The sequence below is a fragment of the Shewanella khirikhana genome, assembly GCF_003957745.1.
Taxonomy (GTDB): Bacteria; Pseudomonadota; Gammaproteobacteria; order Enterobacterales; family Shewanellaceae; genus Shewanella; species Shewanella khirikhana.
This window is the reverse complement of sequence record NZ_CP020373.1, coordinates 1,352,695-1,374,338: the sequence shown is the minus strand read 5'-3', so window position 1 is coordinate 1,374,338 and position 21,644 is coordinate 1,352,695. Positions and strand designations below refer to the sequence as shown.

18 protein-coding genes and 2 rRNA genes are annotated in these 21,644 nt (G+C 54.2%); 8 read left to right on the top strand and 12 right to left on the bottom strand.

All coding sequences use genetic code 11. From position 1 onward, the window contains the following. Positions 1-37 precede the first annotated feature (37 nt). Together STH12_RS05955 and nadE are read right to left on the bottom strand one after the other, a co-directional pair. Positions 38-1,564, bottom strand: a complete 1,527-nt coding sequence (locus tag STH12_RS05955; protein ID WP_126166707.1) for an alpha/beta hydrolase — start codon at positions 1,562-1,564, stop codon at positions 38-40. Between the two features lie 102 nt (positions 1,565-1,666). Further along, positions 1,667-2,497 (bottom strand): ammonia-dependent NAD(+) synthetase, encoded by an 831-nt coding sequence (nadE, locus tag STH12_RS05950; protein WP_126166706.1) that lies wholly within the window; start codon positions 2,495-2,497, stop codon positions 1,667-1,669. A gap of 109 nt (positions 2,498-2,606) precedes the next feature. Between nadE and STH12_RS05945 the strand changes: the two genes are divergently transcribed. Further along, positions 2,607-3,422 carry an AraC family transcriptional regulator gene (locus STH12_RS05945; RefSeq protein WP_164551149.1) on the top strand — a complete coding sequence of 272 codons (816 nt, stop codon included), beginning with the start codon at positions 2,607-2,609 and terminating at the stop codon, positions 3,420-3,422. Beyond that, positions 3,419-4,084, top strand: coding sequence for a LysE family transporter (locus STH12_RS05940; protein WP_237158764.1), 666 nt, complete (start codon positions 3,419-3,421; stop codon positions 4,082-4,084). The genes STH12_RS05945 and STH12_RS05940 overlap by 4 nt, the downstream gene beginning before the upstream one ends. Before the next feature lie 82 nt (positions 4,085-4,166). Here STH12_RS05940 and STH12_RS05935 read toward each other — a convergent pair whose 3' ends face one another. Next, a complete protein-coding gene (locus STH12_RS05935; RefSeq protein WP_126166704.1) occupies positions 4,167-5,501 on the bottom strand; it encodes a sigma-54-dependent transcriptional regulator in 1,335 nt (444 codons plus the stop codon). After that, complete coding sequence (locus tag STH12_RS05930; RefSeq protein WP_126166703.1) at positions 5,498-7,087, bottom strand: sensor histidine kinase; 1,590 nt, start codon at positions 7,085-7,087, stop codon at positions 5,498-5,500. Before STH12_RS05930 ends, STH12_RS05935 begins: the two co-directional genes overlap by 4 nt. Before the next feature lie 400 nt (positions 7,088-7,487). Here STH12_RS05930 and STH12_RS05925 point away from each other — a divergent pair, with 400 nt between their 5' ends. Both STH12_RS05925 and STH12_RS05920 read left to right on the top strand, forming a co-directional pair. Continuing rightward, positions 7,488-8,207, top strand: coding sequence for a hypothetical protein (locus STH12_RS05925; protein ID WP_126166702.1), 720 nt, complete (start codon positions 7,488-7,490; stop codon positions 8,205-8,207). A gap of 115 nt (positions 8,208-8,322) precedes the next feature. After that, on the top strand, positions 8,323-8,670 hold the full coding sequence (locus STH12_RS05920; RefSeq protein WP_126166701.1) for a hypothetical protein: 348 nt from the start codon (positions 8,323-8,325) through the stop codon (positions 8,668-8,670). Between the two features lie 21 nt (positions 8,671-8,691). Here the strand turns inward: STH12_RS05920 and STH12_RS05915 are convergent, their stop codons facing one another. From STH12_RS05915 to STH12_RS05905, 3 genes are read right to left on the bottom strand one after another with little or no spacing between them, the layout of a single operon-like run. Continuing rightward, positions 8,692-10,188, bottom strand: coding sequence for a PhnE/PtxC family ABC transporter permease (locus STH12_RS05915; protein ID WP_126166700.1), 1,497 nt, complete (start codon positions 10,186-10,188; stop codon positions 8,692-8,694). Continuing rightward, positions 10,185-10,910, bottom strand: a complete 726-nt coding sequence (locus STH12_RS05910) for an ATP-binding cassette domain-containing protein (protein ID WP_126166699.1) — start codon at positions 10,908-10,910, stop codon at positions 10,185-10,187. The genes STH12_RS05915 and STH12_RS05910 overlap by 4 nt, the downstream gene beginning before the upstream one ends. A 2-nt stretch (positions 10,911-10,912) precedes the next feature. Beyond that, entirely contained in the window at positions 10,913-11,767 is an 855-nt protein-coding gene (locus tag STH12_RS05905) for a putative selenate ABC transporter substrate-binding protein (RefSeq protein ID WP_126166698.1), read from the bottom strand. 179 nt (positions 11,768-11,946) lie between these two features. Here STH12_RS05905 and STH12_RS05900 point away from each other — a divergent pair, with 179 nt between their 5' ends. Continuing rightward, a complete protein-coding gene (locus tag STH12_RS05900) occupies positions 11,947-12,621 on the top strand; it encodes a response regulator (protein WP_126166697.1) in 675 nt (224 codons plus the stop codon). Between the two features lie 3 nt (positions 12,622-12,624). After that, a complete protein-coding gene (locus STH12_RS05895; RefSeq protein ID WP_126166696.1) occupies positions 12,625-13,974 on the top strand; it encodes an ATP-binding protein in 1,350 nt (449 codons plus the stop codon). Positions 13,975-14,077: 103 nt separating this feature from the next. On the opposite strand, the gene STH12_RS05890 is transcribed toward STH12_RS05895, so the two are convergent. Continuing rightward, positions 14,078-14,776: a 2OG-Fe(II) oxygenase gene (locus tag STH12_RS05890; RefSeq protein ID WP_126166695.1), complete on the bottom strand. Its 699-nt coding sequence runs from the start codon at positions 14,774-14,776 to the stop codon at positions 14,078-14,080. A 109-nt stretch (positions 14,777-14,885) separates the two neighbouring features. Between STH12_RS05890 and STH12_RS05885 the strand changes: the two genes are divergently transcribed. Both STH12_RS05885 and STH12_RS05880 read left to right on the top strand, forming a co-directional pair. Next, complete coding sequence (locus STH12_RS05885; RefSeq protein ID WP_126166694.1) at positions 14,886-16,142, top strand: HD-GYP domain-containing protein; 1,257 nt, start codon at positions 14,886-14,888, stop codon at positions 16,140-16,142. A gap of 163 nt (positions 16,143-16,305) precedes the next feature. Beyond that, positions 16,306-16,611, top strand: coding sequence for a DUF3135 domain-containing protein (locus STH12_RS05880; RefSeq protein ID WP_126166693.1), 306 nt, complete (start codon positions 16,306-16,308; stop codon positions 16,609-16,611). 2 nt (positions 16,612-16,613) lie between these two features. On the opposite strand, the gene corA is transcribed toward STH12_RS05880, so the two are convergent. The 4 genes from corA to STH12_RS05860 all read right to left on the bottom strand — a co-directional run bounded on the left by corA (position 16,614) and on the right by STH12_RS05860 (position 21,477). Beyond that, entirely contained in the window at positions 16,614-17,561 is a 948-nt protein-coding gene (gene corA, locus STH12_RS05875; protein ID WP_126166692.1) for a magnesium/cobalt transporter CorA, read from the bottom strand. A 104-nt stretch (positions 17,562-17,665) separates the two neighbouring features. Then, entirely contained in the window at positions 17,666-18,019 is a 354-nt protein-coding gene (locus STH12_RS05870) for a hypothetical protein (RefSeq protein ID WP_126166691.1), read from the bottom strand. A 202-nt stretch (positions 18,020-18,221) separates the two neighbouring features. Continuing rightward, positions 18,222-18,337: ribosomal RNA gene (gene rrf / locus STH12_RS05865) — 5S ribosomal RNA — on the bottom strand. Between the two features lie 246 nt (positions 18,338-18,583). Then, positions 18,584-21,477, bottom strand: a 23S ribosomal RNA gene (locus STH12_RS05860). Positions 21,478-21,644: the final 167 nt, after the last annotated feature.

Below are 21,644 nucleotides of genomic sequence, written 5' to 3'. Positions count from 1 at the left end.
TGTGGCCTTTTTCATAGTGCTTTGCAGATTGCTGCTATTAAAGTGCCGCGTCTGTTACGCCCTGCTGTAACTGTGGTTGCTGTAACTGTGGCCGCTGCAACTCTGGCTGCAGCTGGGGCGCATAAAACAATTCCTTGATGGTATGTAACTGAAACGCATAAAACGGATTCCACTTCTGGCGCAGCATTTCATCGGCACTAACGGCAAAAATGCCGCGCTCACCCCGCGATGCCGCCGCCCCAATCTGGATCCTGTCTTTGTGGGGCACAAGCCCCGGCCCATAGAGGCTGTCGGACTTGGAAAACGGCAGCGCCACGTGGGACAAAGAGTACACATTCATCGGCCAGCTGCGCCCGAGCGCCGTGGCGTCACCGTCCGGCACCACAGGTTTAAACTCGACCGCAAGCGGATGGCTGCCATCCTCCAGAGTTTGGTTTTGCACCACGCCCACTGTCGCCTGCATCGCCGGAGAGCTGTAAAGCGGCTCAAGTTCAAGCTTGGGATCCCACAGCGTCAGCCGCTGATTTATCGGACTGCGATTAACGTCATACAGCACCAGCTGATGGCGAGACTCGGCCAGATTGAGATAAAGCGACTCGACCACGGCGCGGCTGGAAACGGTATCATCTGCCATCGACTGAAAGGTCAATACCGTCGGCAGTGCTGCCTTCTGACTGGGGCTCAATGACAGTAATTGCCGCTGATTCTCTTCAGCAAGCCGGTACACCACATCCCCGGCATTGACCGCAAAGGATACGTATTTGAAGGGATCGTACTCAATGCCAAGGGCATTCCAGGCAAGCTTCTCAAGCCTAAGCCACTCCCCCAGGCGCGCCTGCCAATATGCGCCGCGCGCCACAGGCGCAAGCCCAATTGCCGGGGATAAAAACACCATGGCGCGGCTGTCGGGCGCCTTGCCAGCCTCAATGCGCTTAAGCTCGTGATGCAGCGCCAACGCAGCGCCGGTGGAAAACCCCACGATATACAGCGGCTTGTCACCAAGCTCGGTCTTGAGATGGCCTATCGCCAGCGCCACGGCGGCGCTCATATCCTGCCACTCCAGACTCACAAGCCCCGAGGGCAAGGTGCCGTGACCTGGCAATCTGAGCCCAAGCACGTGGGCACTGGCTTTAAAATCGGCTGCCAGGTTCGATAAGGCGTAGGGCGAATCCGACATGCCATGGATAAAGAGCACGCCATAGTTTGCCCTGGGGTTGGGCCACTCGTAGCTCCAATTCCAGTCCTGCTGCCAGTGGCTGGGATCGGATAAGCTGCCACGCACATAACGGTTCACCGGCGAGCCCGCATCCGGCACTGCCCCGGCAAAGCCTTCGGCAATTTCGGCTTTAAGGCGTGCTTCTCGTGCCAGATAGTCGGCAAAGTTGGCATCAGGGCTGTGTTGAGTAAAGCGATTTTCCAGCACCTTGGTGTGCCAGGGCGCAAGATCAGCGCGACTGTTTAAAAACCAGATGCCAAATCCAAGAGCGGTAACCACAACCCCCAGAGTGGCATACACCATGGCTATCACCAGGTGTTTACTGGTTTTAATCAGCAGCGTTTTCATTGAGTTAACTTTCCTTGTTGGGATAAAACGGCGTTGAGGATGCGCACCCGGCTGCGCCAGCGCATCCCCATGAAAAAACGCCGGCAACTGCCGGCGCTTTGATTAATCGTAGATGGTTGGAATAGATTGACGCTTGTGCTGAGTCGCCTTGTAAATCCCCACCAGCTTGTCTTCCACAGACTTGGGCACGTCTTTGCCTTCGAGGAAGTCATCAATCTGATCGTAGCTAAGCCCCAGCGCCACTTCATCTTCAAGCCCCGGGCGGTCGCACTCAAGATCCGCCGTTGGCGCCTTGGTCACCAGCACGTCCGGCGCGCCCAAATGACGTGCCACCTGCCTTACCTGACGCTTATTGAGGCCAAAGAGTGGCGCCAAATCGCAGGCACCATCGCCCCACTTGGTATAAAAGCCGGTAATATTCTCGGCGCTGTGGTCGGTTCCCACCACCAGCCCACCGGTTAAACCGGCAATTTCGTACTGGGCAATCATGCGCATCCGCGCCTTCACATTGCCTTTAACGAAATCTACCTTGGATTGCTCCGGCAGCTCAAGGCCAGCAGCCTTGAAACCGGCCAGAGTTTCGGTGTGCACGCCATCGCTGCCTGAGCCGACATTCACAGTCACCAGCTTGGAAGGCTGAATAAACTGGCATGCCATCTGAGCTTCATGCTCGTCTTTTTGCACATGGTATGGCAGGCGCACGGCAATAAAGCGGTAGTCGCTACTGCCGGTTTCGCTGTTCAGTTCATCCACCGCCAGCTGGCACAAGCGGCCGGTAACAGACGAGTCCACCCCACCGCTTATCCCAAGTACCAGGGTCTTACTGTGGGCATCGCGCAACTTGGCTTTGATAAAGGCTACCCGTCGCTGCACTTCAAAGTCCGGTGTAATGGCTTTGAGAACCCGCATCTCACGTAAAATCTGTCCTTTCACACTTCACTCCGCTGTCGCAAATTTGCGTCCATGCCGCTGCAATATTTTTCTAGCCTGCGGCCGGAACTGCCCCGTAAACTGGGCTAAATTGTTTCACATCAGGTGGCAGATGCAACAGGAAATTCTTGAATTCAGACAAAGCCGCACCCTCAAAGGGGCGGAGCTGAGCCATGGATTTTTGCGCCAGTTCGATTTTGGCCGCCATGTCCATGAAGATGTGCACTTTGGAGTGGTGATCCACGGCGCCCAGGCGTTTCATCATCGCGGCCAAAGCTATTGTCTGAGTGCAGGCGATGTCTCAACCCTGAGCCCGGATGAATGCCACGATGGCACAGCCGCCACCGAAAACGGCTACGAAGTGCGGGTGCTGTCGCTGCCACTTGAGCATTTGCAGCAGGCGGCCGCCGAAATTGGGGTTAAAAACACGGGTTTCGTCTCTCCCCTTCGGCGCGACGAGTGCCTGTATCAGCGGTTTTTAACCCTGCATGGGCTCTTGTATCAGCAGCAAAACCCCTTAATGGAGCAAACCGCGCTGCTGGATTTTTGCGAGCAGCTGTTTTGGGTCAGCCCACCATCGACATCTGGCGTGACTCACCCTTGCCCGCATGTGCAGCTTGCCAAGGCGATGTTGGCGGATAGCCCCGAGCCGGTCACCCTGGATGAGCTTGGCGATGCCACCGGCCTTGGCCGTTTTAAGCTGCTGCGCCGCTTTCGCGCCGCCACCGGGATAAGCCCGCACCAGTGGCAGCTGCGGCTAAGGCTGGAGCGCGCCAAAAAGAGTCTGATGCTGGCCGATGAGCTGTCGCTGACCGACATCGCCCACGCCCACGGTTTTTGTGATTTAAGCCACTTTAACCGCCATTTCAGGCAAGCCTTTTTAACCTCACCCAACGCCTACCGACAGGCAACCCGGAACCAAAAATGATAGATCTTGCACTGCTTGGCAGCATCGCCCTGATACACACGCTGGCACTGGCAAGCCCGGGCCCCGACTTTGCCATCATGCTCAGAGTCTCAACCCGTCAGCCACGGTCTGTGGCGCTGATGACGGCACTTGGGATAGCTCTGGCGATTCTGGTGCATACGCTGGCAAGCCTTACCGGGCTGAGCCTGATAATCCACACCACCCCCTGGCTGTTTGTGTTGGTGCAGGCGATTGGCGCGATTTATCTTGGTTACATGGGCGTGGGCGCGCTGCTGTCGGTGAGAAAGCACTGGGCCGAGCGTCAAAGTCAGCAACTGAGCGACACCCCGGCCGTGGATGAGCCTGCCCTTGGCAATGGCCGCGGACTCAGGCTTGGCCTCTACACCAACCTGTTCAACCCCAAGGCGCTGGTGTTTTTCCTGACCCTGTTTTCCGCCATGGTTGGCCCTGAGGTCAACACTGAAACCCGGCTGAGTTTGCTGCTGCTGATGTTTGCCCTCTCCTTTGCCTGGTTTGGCTTACTGGCGCTGCTGTTGACCAAGCCCGGCGTTAAGCAGACGCTGGTACGTATCGGCCCCGTTATCGACCTTATCACCGGAGCACTGTTTATGCTGGTGAGTGTCGGCATCCTGGCCAGCCTGATAAGCGAGCTGCTGAGCTAACCCTGTGGCTGGCAAAACCAAAAGGCCGCACTCTGGTTATCAGTGTGCGGCCTTCTTGCATCTGCTAATTAATCGGCAAACGCTACACCAAACGGTGTTTTTCCAGGCGGTATAAAAACGCCTTGTAACTCATGCCAAGCCACTTGGCGGCCTTGGTGCGGTTGCCATCGAAGCGAGCCATCGCCTGGCCCAGGCAGCGGGCCTCGAAGGCTTCCCACTCGATACCTTCATCGGGCAGCTGCCATTCATCTTTGGCAATGGCGGTGCCGCTCTCCTGAGTAAGCTCGGCTTCATCACCGAGCAACACAAAGCGCTCTATCCGGTTGGAAAGCTCCCTTACGTTACCGGGCCAGTGGTAATCAAGTAAAAAACGCATCGCCTGATGGCTGATATTGGCAACATCCAGCCCATACTGCCCCGAATGCAGCCGCAAAAAATGCTCAATCAGCCGACCTATGTCTTCACGTCGCTCGCGCAGCGGCGGCATCACCACCGGCACCACATTCAGGCGATAAAACAAGTCTTCGCGAAAGCGCCCTTCGGCCACTTCGAGGCGCAGATCTCTGTGGGTGGCAGCAATGACCCGCACATCGAGTTGCTGCTCTTTTTGGGCGCCAAGACGGGTGATAACCCCTTCCTGCAAAAAGCGCAGCAACTTGGTTTGTTGTAGCAGTGGCAGCTCGCCCACTTCATCGAGAAATACAGTTCCGCCATCCGCCGCTTCCAGTTTGCCCACCTTGAGCGCAATGGCGCCGGTGAAGGCGCCCTTTTCGGCGCCAAACAGTTCGGCTTCGGCCAGATTTTCAGGAATGGCGCCGCAGTTAATGGCAATAAACGGCTTATGGGCGCGGCGGGAAAGCTGGTGCAATGCCCTGGCGGCAAGCTCTTTACCTGTGCCGCTCTCGCCGCCAATCAGCACTGTGGCATCGGTGCCACTGACCCGGCTTAAGCGGTCGAACACCTTTTGCATACAGGGCGCCTTGCCCACCAGCCCCACCAGCGACTGCTGCTGCGACAAGGCACTGCTGAGCGCCTTGTTTTCACGCTTAAGCGCCTGGGAGCGCGCCACTTTTGAGATAGCCAGCAGCAGCGCCTGGCGCTGATATGGCTTGGTCAGGTAATCGTCGGCGCCGGCCTGAATTGCATCCACCGCATTGGTGATGGTGCCGTAGGCCGTGGCCATGATAAAGCCAACTTCAGGGAACTCGCGTTTGACGAAATTGAGTAAATCCATGCCACTTAAGCTGCCAAGCTTCCAGTCGGAGAACACCAGATCAGGTGTCCGGGCCTTGATTTCGACAATGGCGGCTTCTACGCAGTCGGCTTCCCGAATGCGGTAGCCTTCACTTTTCAGCATGGAAACAATCAGTTCCCTTTGCCCCTGTTCATCTTCGACGACCAAAATTTCCAGCGTCATCTGCTCTCCCCATTGCTGAAATACACACTCACCCGGCTGCCGCCCTCGGCAAGTCGCTCGAAACTAAGCCTGCCGCCATAGTGACTGGCAAGCAGGCGGCTGGCAATGTAAAGCCCCATGCCGGTACCTTCCGGCTTGGTTGTCACGTGGGGCTGACCCAGGCGGGCGATAAGGCTATCGTCTATGCCAGGGCCCTTGTCTGTCACCGCTATCAGCAGACCGCGATTGCCATTCTCGCCCTGATAACCAATATCAATCCCAAGCCAGGGCGATTGCTGCCCCGGCTGCGCCTCAATGGCGTTTATCATCACCGCATGAAGAATGCTGCGCACCTCAGATTCCATTCCCGCAAGCCGGTACTCGGTATCAAAGCCGGTGAGCTTAAGCTCGGGTTTGATGCCCGCCACTGAAAGCTCCAGCAAAATATCCTGCACCACCGCATTTACCGGCACAGGACGACTGCGGTCCACCTCGCTGGAGGATAGCGTCAGCAGCGATTGTATGTGCTTATCCATCATGGCAATTTTCTGCTGAATAAGCCCAAGCTGACGGGCTCGCTCTTCACTGTCCTCGCTGGCGCTTTGGTTTTCAGCCAGCAGCCCCAGCGTATGCAGTGGATTGCGCAGGCTATGGGCGATACCACGGGTGATTTCGCCAAGCTCCGCCAAATGCTGCTGATTAGCCATTTGCTGCTCCCGGGCACTGAGCTCGGCAAGCTTATTGCTCATGGCATTGAAGCCTTCGAGCATCTTTTTGATTTCATCCACACCACGGGGCGCAACCTGATAACCAAGCTCACCTTCACCGAGTTTACGATGGCCAAGCGCCAACTCACTCAAGGGGCCACTGACCCGGCGGCTGAGCCAATACACAAAAATCAGCGCCAGCATCGACGACACCAAAATCAGCGCCGCCATCCATTCGCGAAAGCGGCTCAGGGCCTCTGATACATTATTCTGACGGAGTTCAAGCGGTCTGCGTTCAATCTGAGTGCCATCGCGGGTACGCACCACCATCACCCGGCCGCCATCGTCGGTCTCGCTGGTGTTAATGGTTAAGGTGTCCAGCGACTGGTGCAGCGCCTGCTGATACTCACGGGTCAGCAGCTCCTGCATCCGCGACAGTTTTTCGAGCTCCTGAGACAGAGTCTGACGGATCTGTTCATCCCGCTCGCGGTAGCTGGCTGAATTTTCACTGTGCTGCTCGCTCATCGCCTCTCGTTCAAGCTCAGCGCGAGCCTCGAGTTTGGCCTCCACTTCGGCCATGGCGCGGCCAACTTCGAGCTGCTGCAACTCGATAATCTCAGACTCGCTTGGCACCTCAACTTTAAGGGTCTCCAGCAGCACCCGGTCTTCGGGCGAAATCGCCGCTTCATCACGGTTGATGTGCACCTTTTGCACAAATTGCAGATTTTCACCCAAATCCTCAACGACTATGTCCACCAGTTGACGCGACAGGGCCAGAGAGTCTTTGCGCAAATCTTCATCCAGTTGCTGTTTGAGGGCCTCGCCAATCAGCAATTGGCTGAGCCCCAGCAGCAGGATCAAGCCGCCAAAGAGTGCAAACAGATAGTGTTTTATCGACATGAGTCATCCTGTATCGATTTGTTGTATCAAAACGTCTGTGTGCCTTGTGCCCGCACTTGCCGTGGCAGGCAAGTATCAGGGCAACAGGCACGGGTACTCAGGAGATAACAAAAAGAGTGCCAGTTAAGCCCTGCAACCAATAAATAGCAATTCTTCCTTTAAATCAGCAGCTAACACACAGACCTTGCGACAAACATCCGTAACCTTGCCGGTTCTTCTACAAAGATTTCCCCATTTCAGGAAATCCGCTTCCCGAAATCAGGCGGTCGGCTGACAACGGATTTACTTCAAATAAACGCATCCATTTGTTTTACATGAATTTTACGATTTTGGCACGCTTATCGCCTTATCTGTGACGGACCTAGGGTCAATTTTTATCGACAACAAAAGGATAATTGCTATGAAAACCAATGCGCTGCTCGCTTCCAGTCTGGTTGTTTCTGCCCTGCTTTCCCCGGCTATTCTGTCTACTGCACTGATATCCGGCGAGCTGCAGGCCGCGCCATCCAGTCTGCCCTCGGATGCAGAGGTGACCACAGGGGCGGCCAAGGCCCCCAGGGAAATAGTTGAGCGAGTCACCATGGAAGCGGATTCGCCCAAGAAGGTGTTCATCACCGTGGTCAAAGACGGCGAAAGCTCAAGCTTTACTCTGGAAGGTGACGAGCTGGCCGACGCGGCGCTGATTGATAACAAGCTGTCAGCGCTCGATAACGAAAGCCGCGCCGATATCATTAACACCCTGCAATCCATTCGCAGCGGCAAAACCCATGTGATCAGCAAGGGCGACATTGCTGAGCTTAAAGCGCTGAAACAGCAGCTGCGGGTCCGCGAAGCCGAAATGGAAAGCCGCAGCGAAGAAATTAGCGCTCGGGCCGAAGAGATGTCCCGGATTGGCGACTCTATCCGTGAAATTGTGATTTCCAGCGTACAACAGATTGATTTGGATGAAGATGGCCACAGGGTGATGGTGCTGCATCATGCCGGAGATGAGGACTTGGCCATGGAGCTGCACAGCGTCGATAGCCAGGCAATTCAGTTCAAGATGCTCAAAGAGATCCTCTCAGACAGCGACCTGACTGACGAGCAGCGCAATGAACTCAAAGCCATGCTCGGCAACTGAGCAAACAGTACGCCCCGAGGCGATAAATCATGGATATGTGATGCAGCTTAAAGACCCCCGCCACCATTACCGTTAAGCTGACATCACAATCCAGACTGTTTTGATAAGGTATTTTATGTGGTGGCGTGTGTTATTGATTGTGCTGGCCTGTTTGCTCACCGGCGCACACTTCTTAAGATACAGTAACCTCGTTGGCGCCCTGGCCTTTGCCGCGGCGCCTTTATTGTGTTTCGGCCGCGAGTATGCGCTGCGGGCGCTGCAACTGGTGCTGCTTGGCGCCCTGGTGGCTGTGTGGGGCATTGCGACCTTTGATTATGTCAGCATGCGCCTTGCCGCGGGTGCCCCCTGGGTACGCCTGGTGTGCATCATGAGCGGGGTTATGGCCTTTGTGGCCTATGCCGCCTGGTGCTGTGAAGGCATCATTCGCCTCAAACGCGCCAGAGCACAGGCCCCTGCGGCATAATATTGAAGGGATATTAACGCGTTAACAGCGTTCCCGCTGACGGCTCTCCTGCCCAAGGGCACGGCGGGCCGCAGCGTCCACCGCCACGTTCATCAGGGCCGTTACCGCCATCAGTACCAAAGCACCGGAAAAGCGAATTTCCGAGAAATTGCTGTCGATGTAAAAGCCCAGGGTCGCCACGCCGAGCATACCGAGAATGGCGGTTTCCCGCAAAATCACTTCAAACCGATAAAACAGCAGCGCCATCATGCCGGGATAGATCGCCGGCAGCACCCGATAGCCAAACCCATCCAGCCCCGCTTTATCTTCTGGCCTCGGACTTAAGCGGTTGGCACTGCGGCTGGTTAAAAACGCTATCAGGCCTGAGTTATGCAGCGCCAGCGCCAGAATGGCCGGCAGCATTGAAGGGCCAAGCAGCAACATAAACACAAACGCCAGAATGTACTCAGGTACCGAGCGAAGCAGCAGTTGCCAGCCTCGGCTGAACCAATCGCCAAGGCGGCCCACCAAAGGTCGGTAGCCAAGGGGCAACATCAGCAGCACCAGCATATGGGTCAACCCCAGCGCCGCAAAAGCCAGCAGCAGGGTCGCGCCTATGCCGGGTAATGCCTGATTTTTAAGCAGCGTCATCAACCAGTTGCTGGTGTCAGCGAGCGCCGGCAGCAGGGTGAGTTCACCGCCAAACCACTGACGAATGGCATAAGGCCAGATGTCTTCGCTGACAAAGCGCCAGATGAGCATGCCATCGATAGCAGCCACAGGCGGCAAGAACACCACCGCCGCCAGCAGATACAGCGGCAACAGAGCTTTTTTGCACCAATAGGGCAAGATGCCAATCAGGATAATAAACAGAATAAGCAGAGCCGCGCCTTCGCTGTAATGCCCCTGTTTAAAGGCACTTTCCAGATGAAAGCCCAGCGTGGGCATACCGACAAAGCCAAGCACAGCACTGCTTCGAAGCGCACATTCGAAGCGGTAGCGCACATAGGCCAGAAGCTCCGGCAGCACATGCACGACTTTGGCATACACATAGTGGCTGACCACATCCGTGCCAGCTGGCAAGGTACTGCCGGTATCTTTGGGGGCACGGCACAGAATATCGTGAAACACCCGCGCAAAGGTGGTGCCGTAAGGGAGCGCCAGCGCCAACACCCCGGTAATGGGCGACAGACCAAACAGCTGCAAAAACAGCAGTGCCCAAAAGAGTTCATGGATAGCACGGATAAAGGCGCAAAACGCTGCGACCCAGGGCCTGTGGTACACCAGTGACAGCGGGATCCCGATAACAAGCCCCAACGCAACACCGAGCAGCGCAAAGCTGACCGTTTGCCACAGGGCTTCAAACAGATGATCGGTGGCCAGAAAGTCAGGGGAAATAAAGCCCTTGGCCATGCGGCCAAGTTCATTCCAGGGTTCGAGGGCAATAACTTCAGTATCGGCAAAGAAAAAGGCGCCGAAACACACCAGCCACAGACCCAGGGTCAGCCGCTGCCAGCGGCCAAAAAAGCCTGTTTTCACCGGGGCTCTCCCGGATGTGCTGCGGGTGTAATCGCCTGGTTCAAGTCGTCGTGAACGGTATCACTGCCGTCTTCAGCGGAATAAAAACGGTCCAAATCTGCCAACTGCAAACTTGCAGCCGGTGCATCCAGCTGCAAGCCGCCATCGGCAAGCCCAAGAATACGATCGAAATGGGTCAGCGCCTGATGACGGTTGTGCAGCACCATCACCACGGTTTCGTGGCTGCGATTGATATGCTGGATGACCCTATCAGCCATGGCAGGATCCAGGGCTGAGACCGGCTCGTCCCCCAGAAAAATGGATTTTTGCTGATACAAGGCCCTGCCAATGGCCACCCGCTGCCGCTGACCGCCGGACAAGCGGCTCACCAGGGTAGAGGCTGGCATATCGAGCTCGAGGCTCTGGCAAATCTTGTGCACTTCATCCAGACGTGAGCCAAACGGCCTGACAAGATTAGCTAGGTTATACAAGGCGTTATGGCGGGCCAGCGCCCCCATATAAATATTGTGGTAAAGGCTTAAGCCCTCGACCAGCCCCTGGCTTTGGGCACACAGAGCGGCATCAGCGGCCAGACGTTTATGCAGGTGCGTCAGTAAGGTGGATTTCCCGGCCCCCGAGGCACCCAGAATAGCGACTTTTTGCCCAGCCCTAAACGAAACCGAGAGATCGCGCAGGATCTCCCGGTCAGCATAGGCAAGGGTTAACCCTTGGATATCAAGCATAATCAGTCGATAAGGCCGATGGCTTTGGCCACGTCTTCAACTGGCTGATAGTCTTCGTTATCGGCAGGCACAAACGACTGGCGTGGGAAAGAAGACAGCAGATCAGGGTCTTTCATCTCCAGCAGTACCTTGGTGACTTTAGCTTTAAAGTCGTCGCCATAGGTTTTGTTTACATCGCCGCGGATGGTCCACTGGTAGTCAGGGTAAGCCGGGCTTTCCCACACCACCTGCACCTTGCTGGCATCCACTTTACCAGCTTCCACCATGGAGTCCCATACCTTGTAGTTGACCGCGCCCACCTGATACACACCGGCCTCAACCTGGGTCACAGTGCGGCTGTGGTCACCGGAGAAACCCACGCGCTTAAACAGATCTTCAGGACGCTTACCCAGGTTGCGCTCAATAAAGAACTGCGGCATCAAACGGCCAGAGGTTGAGTCTTTGGAGCCAAAGGTGAAGGTGTAACCGCCAATGGCCGGAAAGTTAGTGCCCTGGGTCAGGCCGGTGCTGTGGTGAGCGATGATATAGCTTTTGAAGAACTGGTCTTCGTAGCCCTGGGCAATGGCTTCAGAGCCCGGCACCAGGCGACGGGCCTGCACACCGGACAAACCGCCAAACCAGGCAAGCTGTACCTGATTGTTACGAAACGCAGTGACGGCAGCGGAGTAAGACTTCACAGGTACATACTTTACTTCCACGCCAAGCTGGGTTTCCAAATAGTCTGCCACCTTCTCGAAACGGCTGCGCAGCTTGGTCTCGTCTTCATCGGGAATAGCTGTAAAGGTAAAGGTGGTGGCATAGGCCGCTGGTGCAACGCCTGCCAGCAACACCAGCATCAATTTGGCGATGTTTTTCATGGGTGTAAATTCCAGGGTCAATTTGGTGCACGGATTGTAACGCATCCAGTCAAGCTGACAAGGGCTTGGGCGCTTACCGGTCAGCGTTCATTAAGAATATTCGTCATAGAATAGTGGAAAATTTTTACTCTCAAGCCTTTAGCACGTAAACTGGCCGAAATTTGCATGGGAACCCTGTTATGAGAATTCTGGTTGTTGAAGATGATCCTTTGCTGTCACACCACCTCAAAGTTCAGCTCAGTGAGCTTGGAAATCAGGTACAGGTAGCCAACACGGCTCAGGAAGGTTTTTTTCAGGCGACCAACTATCCCATCGATGTTGCCATTGTCGATTTGGGGCTGCCGGATCAGGACGGTATTGAACTGATTACCCGTCTGCGCGACGCCGAACTCAAAGCGCCCATTCTTATTCTCACCGCCCGGGTTAACTGGCAGGACAAAGTGGAAGGCCTGAATGCCGGTGCCGACGATTACCTGGTAAAACCCTTTCAAAAAGAAGAGCTGGTTGCCCGTCTCGATGCACTGGTGCGCCGCAGTGCCGGTTTTGTGAAACCCAAAATTACCTCAGGCTCTTTGGTGCTCGACCTTGCCGCCAAGCAGGTCACCCTCGATGATGAAATCCTCGAAATCACCGCCTTTGAATATCTCATCCTCGAATATCTGATGCGTCACAGCCATGAAGTGGTCGCCAAGCAGCGACTTTTGGATGTGATTTACGGCGACAAAGAAGGCGATCCCAACACCATCGAAGTGATGGTAAGCCGCCTGCGTAAAAAGCTGACCCGGGATGGTATGGATAACCCCATAGTGACCATTCGGGGCCAGGGCTACAAATTCAACCTGCCCTGTAACTAAGCCATGCGCTTCAAGCTCAAACCCAAACGCCGCCTGCTGACAAGGATGTACCTCACATCCCTGTCGATTATTACTCTGGTGGGCTTTGGTTTGGCCTGGATGGTGAACATCCTCCATGCGCAAAACTCCTACAACGAAGAAACCGCCCAGCTGATTGCCGAAATCCCTCAGGTGGCGGCAGAGCTGCGCGAGCACGACCTTATCCCCGACACCAGCGCCTGGCTTGAAGAGAACCGCAAAACCGAGCGCTACGTAATGGCCAGCTGCGATGACAGATTCAAGCAGGTATGGACCTCTTCGATGGCGGTTGACCGGGGGCTGTTCGACACCTGTGAGCGCTTTGCCGAAATCAAAGGCGAGTCGCCGCCCTACTACCTTACCCTCTCCGATGGCCGCGGCTACTACATCTATATGCTGTCGGTGGACATCGCCAAGGTGCACTACAACCTGCTGGTAATGAAAGATGCCGAGAAACTCGAGCAGGAATACAGCAAGTTCAGTCGCCGTACCTATTTCAGGCTGGCACTGGTGTTGGTACTGGCGCTGATCCTGCTGGTCAGTGCCGCCTACTGGGGGATGCGTCCGCTGGTGCGGATGCAGGAAGAACTCAAATCCATTGCCGATGGCAAAGCCAAGTCCTTATCGGACGGCTACCCGGTGGAGCTTGAAGGCGTTACCCAGGCACTTAACCAACTGCTGCAGCAATCAGCTGCCCAGCAGGAGCGTTATCAAAACGCCATGAATGACCTCGCCCACAGCCTCAAAACCCGGCTGGCAGCGGTGCATGCCATTCTGGATGACAGGGCGCTGCATCAACAGGAAGCCGGCGAAAAGGTAATGGAACAGGTCAGCCAGATGGATCATCTGGTGAAGTATCAGCTCAAGCGCGCCATGCTCGGTCGTAAAGGCCTGAAGCAGGAGCAAACCCAGCTGCTGCCACTGGTGACTCAGCTATCGCAGATGCTGTTCAAAATCTATCGCGACAAAGACGTGCAGTTTTCTGCCCGCATTCCACCTATGTTGCTGTTCCCCGGCGATAAAGGCGACATTATGGAGCTGTGTGGCAACCTGATGGAAAATGCCTTCCGGCTGTGTATTGGCATGGTGCGGGTGAGCGCCGAAATCAACGCCCGCGGCGAATTTGAACTCAGAGTGGAAGACGATGGCCCCGGCGTGGCCGAGAGCCTGCGGCAAAAGATTATCGAGCGCGGCGTGAGGGCCGACACCCAAAGCCCGGGCCAGGGTATCGGGCTTGCGGTTTGCCACGAAATCGTGTCGAGCTACAACGGCGTGCTGACCATTGAAGAGTCCATTCTGGAAGGCGCTCTGTTCCGGATCCGCATCCCGCTGTAACTGTTCTGCCAGTGAAATTGGGTTAAAAAAAAGGCCGCATTGCGGCCTTTTTGCATAATCTCTTTTTGCATAATCTGTAGTGGGCGGCGCTAAGCGGCGCGAACTACTGCCCCAGCTTCGCGTACAGCTGCTCGGCGCGATTAAACATTACCCAGGAAGTCGCTATGTATTTATCCGAGCTTTGCGGCACATTGCCTCTGTGGGTGTGAGTAAAGCCTGCGGGCGCAATCACCATGGTGCCCTTGGTCGGCTTCAGTTTACGGCCCTGATAGAAAAACTCTGTCTCGCCGCCCTCTTCAACATCATTGAGGTAAAACATATACAGCACCACCCGGTGCAGCGCTTCGTTATGTCCATTTTGGGGAAACTGCTCTGAGTGCCAGTGTGGGTAGCCGCCCTTGCCCTTGGGATACTTTTGGATATTGATGGTCCCGCTGCGATACAGGTACTTCACCAGTGCATCGGCGCGTGGATGGCCAAGAGTGTCATAGTTTGCCGGAGTCAGGGTCACCGGCTTGCCCTGCTCGTCCGCCACCTGCACGGCGACCGCCCCCATCAGTGCCATGGAATACTTATCAAAGTAATCCACCGTGCCCTTGAGCGCATAGCCAAGCAGTTCGTTGCGGATAGGCATTAATTCGTTGAAGGCGTCCAGTGTGATGTCCCGGCTGAGCTTTTTCTCTTTGTCCACCCCATTGCCGGTTTTGCCGTCAACCACGCCAGGATGTTGTTCCAGCACACTAATTAAGCGATCACACAGCTCATCCGGTATCGCGTTCGGGTATACTTCGATAAAATCCATGTCACACTCAGGGAATTCTTATGTCTTACTATGCTGACACGTCAGTTAAGTAATTGTAAAGTATTACCATTGGGCTAAACTTAACCCTCTCGTAATTGACTGACCCCATATGAATAAATGTTGTAAGGTTAGCGTCAACCAACTGCAGGTTGGCAACTTTGTTCGCCTGCCTGTGGCCTGGAAGGACCACCCTTTTTTATTCAACAGCTTCCGCCTGAAACAAGAAGCGCAAATCCAGCTGATCAGAAGCCTGGGTATTGAGCATGTGTTTGTCGATCTCGATCGCAGCGATGTGCCGCCGCTGAAAGAAGAAGCTGCGAATAAGCCAGCGCCTGCAGAATCCCTGGAACCACTGCGGGAAACCCTCGACAAAAAGAAGCAAGAGCAAATCGACAAGCTGAAGAAGATGCGCCGCGAACTGGGCAAAACCGAGCAGGAATTTGACCGCTCGCTTGCCAAAATGCGAAGCCTTATCAGCAAGTTGCGAAGCCGCCCTCTGAATGCAATTCAGGATGCCGAAGCCCTTATCCACGACATCACCAGCCAGCTGCTCGACAGCGATAACCTGGTGCTGCATCTGATGGGCGACGCCAAAAAAGACGATGGCATCTACTATCACTCCCTTAACGTGGCCGTGCTGAGCATGCTCATCGCCAAGGAGCTGGGCTGGGAGCGAAGCGAAATTGAGGCGCTCGGCATGGGAGCACTGTTCCACGACGTGGGCAAGCTCAAGGTGCCGGCTCAAATCTTAAAAAAGCAGGCACCGCTGACCACACCGGAAGAGAACTTTATCAAGCAGCATCCGCTTTTTGGCGCTGAGCTGGTGAAGCTTGCCGAGAATTTCCCCGAAAAGGCCTTGCCGGTCATCACCAATCACCACGAATTTTTGGACGGCACCGGCTACCCCAAAGCATTAAAAGCCAAGGAGCTATGCCAGCTGTCACAGCTCGCAGCTGTGGTGAATGAGTACGACAAACTTTGCCATCCTGAAAACGTTTCCAAAGCGAAAACCCCTTATGCGGCATTGGGTTATCTCTTCAAAAATTACAAAGGTAAACTCAATGGCGACTTTATCGGTCAACTTATCCGTATGTTGGGGATTTACCCGCCAGGCTCTGTTGTCGAGCTGACCAGTGGTCAGTTCGGTATGGTCATGGCCGTTAACCTCAGTAAGCTGCTGTTCCCGAGGATCATGGTTTACGATGCGCTGGTGCCAAAAGATCAGGCTCCTATAATTGACCTTGAAGCCGAGGGACTCAGCATAGTGCGCTGTCTGCCACCCGCCGCGCTACCCGAGAAAATCTTCAATTATCTCAATCCACGAGAACGGGTAACTTACTTTTTCGGCCAGGACGGCCAGGGCTGATCCCACTAAAAAGGCGCATTATTCCAGATGCGCCTTTTTACTGTATATAACCTTCAAAGCCGCGCCGCTCTGCGCTTAGACCCAAGTTGTCTTGCCTTGGCAATCCCCTTTGTCTAGTGTGGAGGAATCACCAAAATCACCAGACGTGTTAAAGGGGGCGCTTATGACACCCTTGCCGGATTTCGATACGCTGCTGTGGATGGCCGATAACCAACCCGATGAGTTGGAGCGGCTCAGGAGCACGCTCAACCGTGAAGTGATAGAAGGATCTGAGTGCAACAAGGCACAACTGGAGTGCCTTGTGTTTAACCTTGACCGTCAACTGGAGCGCTGCAGCAACCCCTACCATCGCTGTGTGGTGGCCATGAGCATGATGCGCGGCAAACTCCACACCCTGCAAAACCTCATCAACGAGCCCAATTACCTCGAGCGCACCAGCGCCGACGTAATCCCGCTGTTTAAAGCCTGAGCTTACAACCAGCGTTTACGTTTAAAGAAGAAATAGGTCCCGGCAGCACTCGCCAGCATCATGGCGATGGCCATGGGGTAGCCATATTGCCATTCCAGTTCCGGCATAGTGGTAAAGTTCATGCCATAGCTCGACGCAATCAGGGTGGGTGGCAGAAACACAACCGCAGCAACCGAGAAGATCTTGATGATTTTGTTCTGCTGCAAACTGGTAAAACCCATGGCGGCATCGAGCAGAAAGTTCAGCTTGTCGAAGATAAACTGGCTGTGGGGCATCAAAGATTCGATATCCGACAGCATCTCCCGCAGATCCTTCATGTCCTCGTCGGTCAGCTGACCGCGGTAATAGCGTTGCATGTAGCGCAGTGAGCGCTGGGTATCGAGCAAACTGAGGCGGATTTTGCCGTTGGCGTCTTCCTGAATGGTGATGAGCTTGAAGACTTCATCCAGCTCCTGGCTCTCGAACACTTCTTCGCCCACATTCTCAAGCACCGTGTACACGTCTTCAATCAAGTCAGACAGATAGTCCACCTTCAGATTGAACAGCTCGATAAACAGCTCCTGCGGTGTGGAGGCTTCAAGTCTGCCAAGGCGCAGGTAGTTTCTGAGCAAGCGGATAAGACCCACATCCTCTTCACGGATGGTCAGCAGGAAATTGGTTCTGAGGTTAAACGAGACGTTAACGCCGCGCACATCCTGCCCCACTCGCTGCGGGAACAAGGAGTTAATGTGCAAACCGTCGCTGTTTTGATAGAAACGGGCCGAGGCTTCAATCTCGTTGATGTCTTCCTCGTCCGGCAGCTCTTCAACTGAGAACTGTGCCAGCCACTCACGCTCCTCGTCTTCCGGCTTGTACAGATCAAGCCACAAGGTTGCCGGGGGGATGGGATCCTGAATGCCAAGTTCGAGTATGGTCAATTGACGATTTTCATACACATATGCAGTGATCATGGAACCTCCCTAACCCGTTCACACGGGGAGCAATCTGAAACCGCGGCTAGTTTACCCGATAACCACAGAATGAAAAGCAGAGATCTTTGAAATAAGACGTTGATTTATTGCTGGTCAGAGCTGGAGATCATTATTCGCTCCTGGGAAGACAAGCGGATTTTAAGGCCATCGAGGGTTTCAAGCTCTGACTGTCCCAAATCGCGTTTACGCACCTTGAAGGTCTTCTGTTCGCCCTCAGCTGGGGAAACTATGGTAACAGACAACACCCGATTGCCATCGTACCAACGCCAGCCAAGCCACACGGAGCTTAGCAGCACCGCTGTAAACAGAGTGCCCATCGCCAGATAACGGGTGAGTAAGCCATTGGCACTCACTGCAGGGGTGACGGGTTTGCGCTTTTTATATGAAAAATAAGCGGCGGATATAACAACCAACGTCAGCAGTATTTTCAGCAACATAGCAATCTCCCCTGAGCAATGGCCACAGTTTAACCCATAGCGTAAATCAGTTCTGTTAAGAAACTCTTATAAAGCAGGGGCGAAATCAAAAAGCCGGTGGTAAGTACAAGGCTGAGTGCTGAAATGCAAAAAGGCCACCCGTCTGGGTGGCCTCTTCAACACTGTTTGATTTCACTTTTCAAAGTGGAAACCAGAAATAGGCGCTTGGCAATGACCTACTCTCACATGGGGAGACCCCACACTACCATCGGCGCTGCTCCGTTTCACTACTGAGTTCGGAATGGGATCAGGTGGGACCAGAGCGCTATTGTCACCAAGCATAAACTGTTCTGACTGGTTAATCTCTTGTCTGACTGCATTGTTCTTTCGCTCAAGTGCTCATGTAGCGCTGCTACACTGCGCCTTTCGCTCTGTCACGGCTTTGTCAGCCATGAGATTTCCTGCGTCAGGATTTCCAATCAGTTAATTCGGAAAGCTGATGCTCTATCGAGCTTGAGTTATCACTTCAATCAAGTCTGGTCTCTTCAAGACTATCTATTACCATCTGAAACCCATCTGGGTTGTATGGTTAAGCCGCACGAGTCATTAGTACAGGTTAGCTCAACGCCTCACAACGCTTACACACCCTGCCTATCAACGTCCTGGTCTCGGACGGCTCTTCAGTGGACTCAAGGTCCAAGGGAAGACTCATCTTGGGGCTCGCTTCCCGCTTAGATGCTTTCAGCGGTTATCGATTCCGAACGTAGCTACCGGGCAATGCCATTGGCATGACAACCCGAACACCAGCGGTTCGTTCACTCCGGTCCTCTCGTACTAGGAGCAACCCCCCTCAATCTTCCAACGCCCACGGCAGATAGGGACCGAACTGTCTCACGACGTTCTGAACCCAGCTCGCGTACCACTTTAAATGGCGAACAGCCATACCCTTGGGACCGACTTCAGCCCCAGGATGTGATGAGCCGACATCGAGGTGCCAAACACCGCCGTCGATATGAACTCTTGGGCGGTATCAGCCTGTTATCCCCGGAGTACCTTTTATCCGTTGAGCGATGGCCCTTCCATACAGAACCACCGGATCACTATGACCTACTTTCGTACCTGCTCGACGTGTCTGTCTCGCAGTTAAGCTGGCTTGTGCCATTACACTAACCACACGATGTCCGACCGTGTTTAGCCAACCTTCGTGCTCCTCCGTTACTCTTTGGGAGGAGACCGCCCCAGTCAAACTACCCACCAGGCACTGTCCCTAGTCCAGATTCATGGACCGAGGTTAGAACACCAACACTACAAGGGTGGTATTTCAAGATTGACTCCACGAGAACTGGCGTTCCCGCTTCAAAGTCTCCCACCTATCCTACACATGTAGGGTCAATGTTCAGTGCCAAGCTATAGTAAAGGTTCACGGGGTCTTTCCGTCTAGCCGCGGGTATACGGCATCTTCACCGCAATTTCAACTTCACTGAGTCTCGGCTGGAGACAGCGTGGCCATCATTACGCCATTCGTGCAGGTCGGAACTTACCCGACAAGGAATTTCGCTACCTTAGGACCGTTATAGTTACGGCCGCCGTTTACCGGGGCTTCGATCATGAGCTTCTCTTGCGATAACCCAATCAATTAACCTTCCGGCACCGGGCAGGCGTCACACCGTATACTTCCTCTTGCGAGTTTGCACAGTGCTGTGTTTTTGATAAACAGTTGCAGCCACCTGGTATCTGCGACTGCCAGCAGCTTAAGGAGCAAGTCCCATCACCGCCAGCAGCGTACCTTCTCCCGAAGTTACGGTACCATTTTGCCTAGTTCCTTCAGCCGAGTTCTCTCAAGCGCCTTGGTATTCTCTACCCGACCACCTGTGTCGGTTTGGGGTACGATTCCTGCTAACCTGAAGCTTAGAAGATTTTCCTGGAAGCATGGCATCAACCACTTCAGTGCCGTAGCACCTCGTCATCAGCTCTCGGTATATATGTGCCCGGATTTGCCTAAGCACACTACCTACCACCTTAAACACGGACAACCAACGCCGTGCTGGCCTAGCCTTCTCCGTCTCTCCATCGCAGTTAGCAGAAGTACGGGAATATTAACCCGTTTCCCATCGACTACGCCTTTCGGCCTCGCCTTAGGGGTCGACTCACCCTGCCCCGATTAACGTTGGACAGGAACCCTTGGTCTTTCGGCGAGGGGGTTTTTCACCCCCTTTATCGTTACTCATGTCAGCATTCGCACTTCTGATACCTCCAGTGTGGGTTACCCCTTCACCTTCAACGGCTTACAGAACGCTCCTCTACCGCGTACACGTTATCGTGTACACCCGTAGCTTCGGTGAATTGCTTAGCCCCGTTACATCTTCCGCGCAGGCCGACTCGACTAGTGAGCTATTACGCTTTCTTTAAATGATGGCTGCTTCTAAGCCAACATCCTAGCTGTCTAAGCCTTCCCACATCGTTTCCCACTTAGCAATTACTTTGGGACCTTAGCTGACGGTCTGGGTTGTTTCCCTTTTGACGACGGACGTTAGCACCCGCCGTCTGTCTCCCGGATAGCACTCTTTGGTATTCGGAGTTTGCAAAGGGTTGGTAAGTCGGGATGACCCCCTAGCCTTAACAGTGCTCTACCCCCAAAGGTGTTCGTCCGAGGCGCTACCTAAATAGCTTTCGAGGAGAACCAGATATCTCCCGGTTTGATTGGCCTTTCACCCCCAGCCACAAGTCATCCGCTAATTTTTCAACATTAGTCGGTTCGGTCCTCCAGTTGATGTTACTCAACCTTCAACCTGCCCATGGCTAGATCACCGGGTTTCGGGTCTACGCCTTGCAACTAAACGCGCAGTTAACACTCGGTTTCCCTACGGCTCCGCTATTCGCTTAACCTCGCTACAAAACGTAAGTCGCTGACCCATTATACAAAAGGTACGCAGTCACGGTCTCAAGAACCGCTCCCACTGCTTGTACGTATACGGTTTCAGGTTCTATTTCACTCCCCTCACAGGGGTTCTTTTCGCCTTTCCCTCACGGTACTGGTTCACTATCGGTCAGTCAGGAGTATTTAGCCTTGGAGGATGGTCCCCCCATGTTCAGACAACATATCACGTGTGCCGCCTTACTCGATTTCATCATCGGTTAGTTGTCGTGTACGGGACTGTCACCCTGTACCGTTGCGCTTTCCAACGCATTCCACTAACACCCCGAAGACTTAAGGGCTAATCCCCGTTCGCTCGCCGCTACTGAGGGAATCTCGGTTGATTTCTTTTCCTGAGGGTACTTAGATGTTTCAGTTCCCCTCGTTCGCCTCACTACACTATGTATTCATGTAGTGATGACACCTTATGGTGCCGGGTTTCCCCATTCGGACATCGCTGGCTATAACGGTTGTTACTACCTCACCAACGCTTTTCGCAAGTTACTACGTCCTTCATCGCCTCTGACTGCCAAGGCATCCACCGTATACGCTTAGTCGCTTAACCATACAACCCGGATGAGTTTCCTCACCGCGCTGTATTGCAACCAGCTGGTTTTCGATAGTTCATTTTACTGAACTCGCCTTGAAGAATTTCCAAAACACTTGATTGAAGTGTTTGAGAACTCAATTTTTGTATTCATCAATCCAACTCAGAAGAGTCGTTTTGATTTC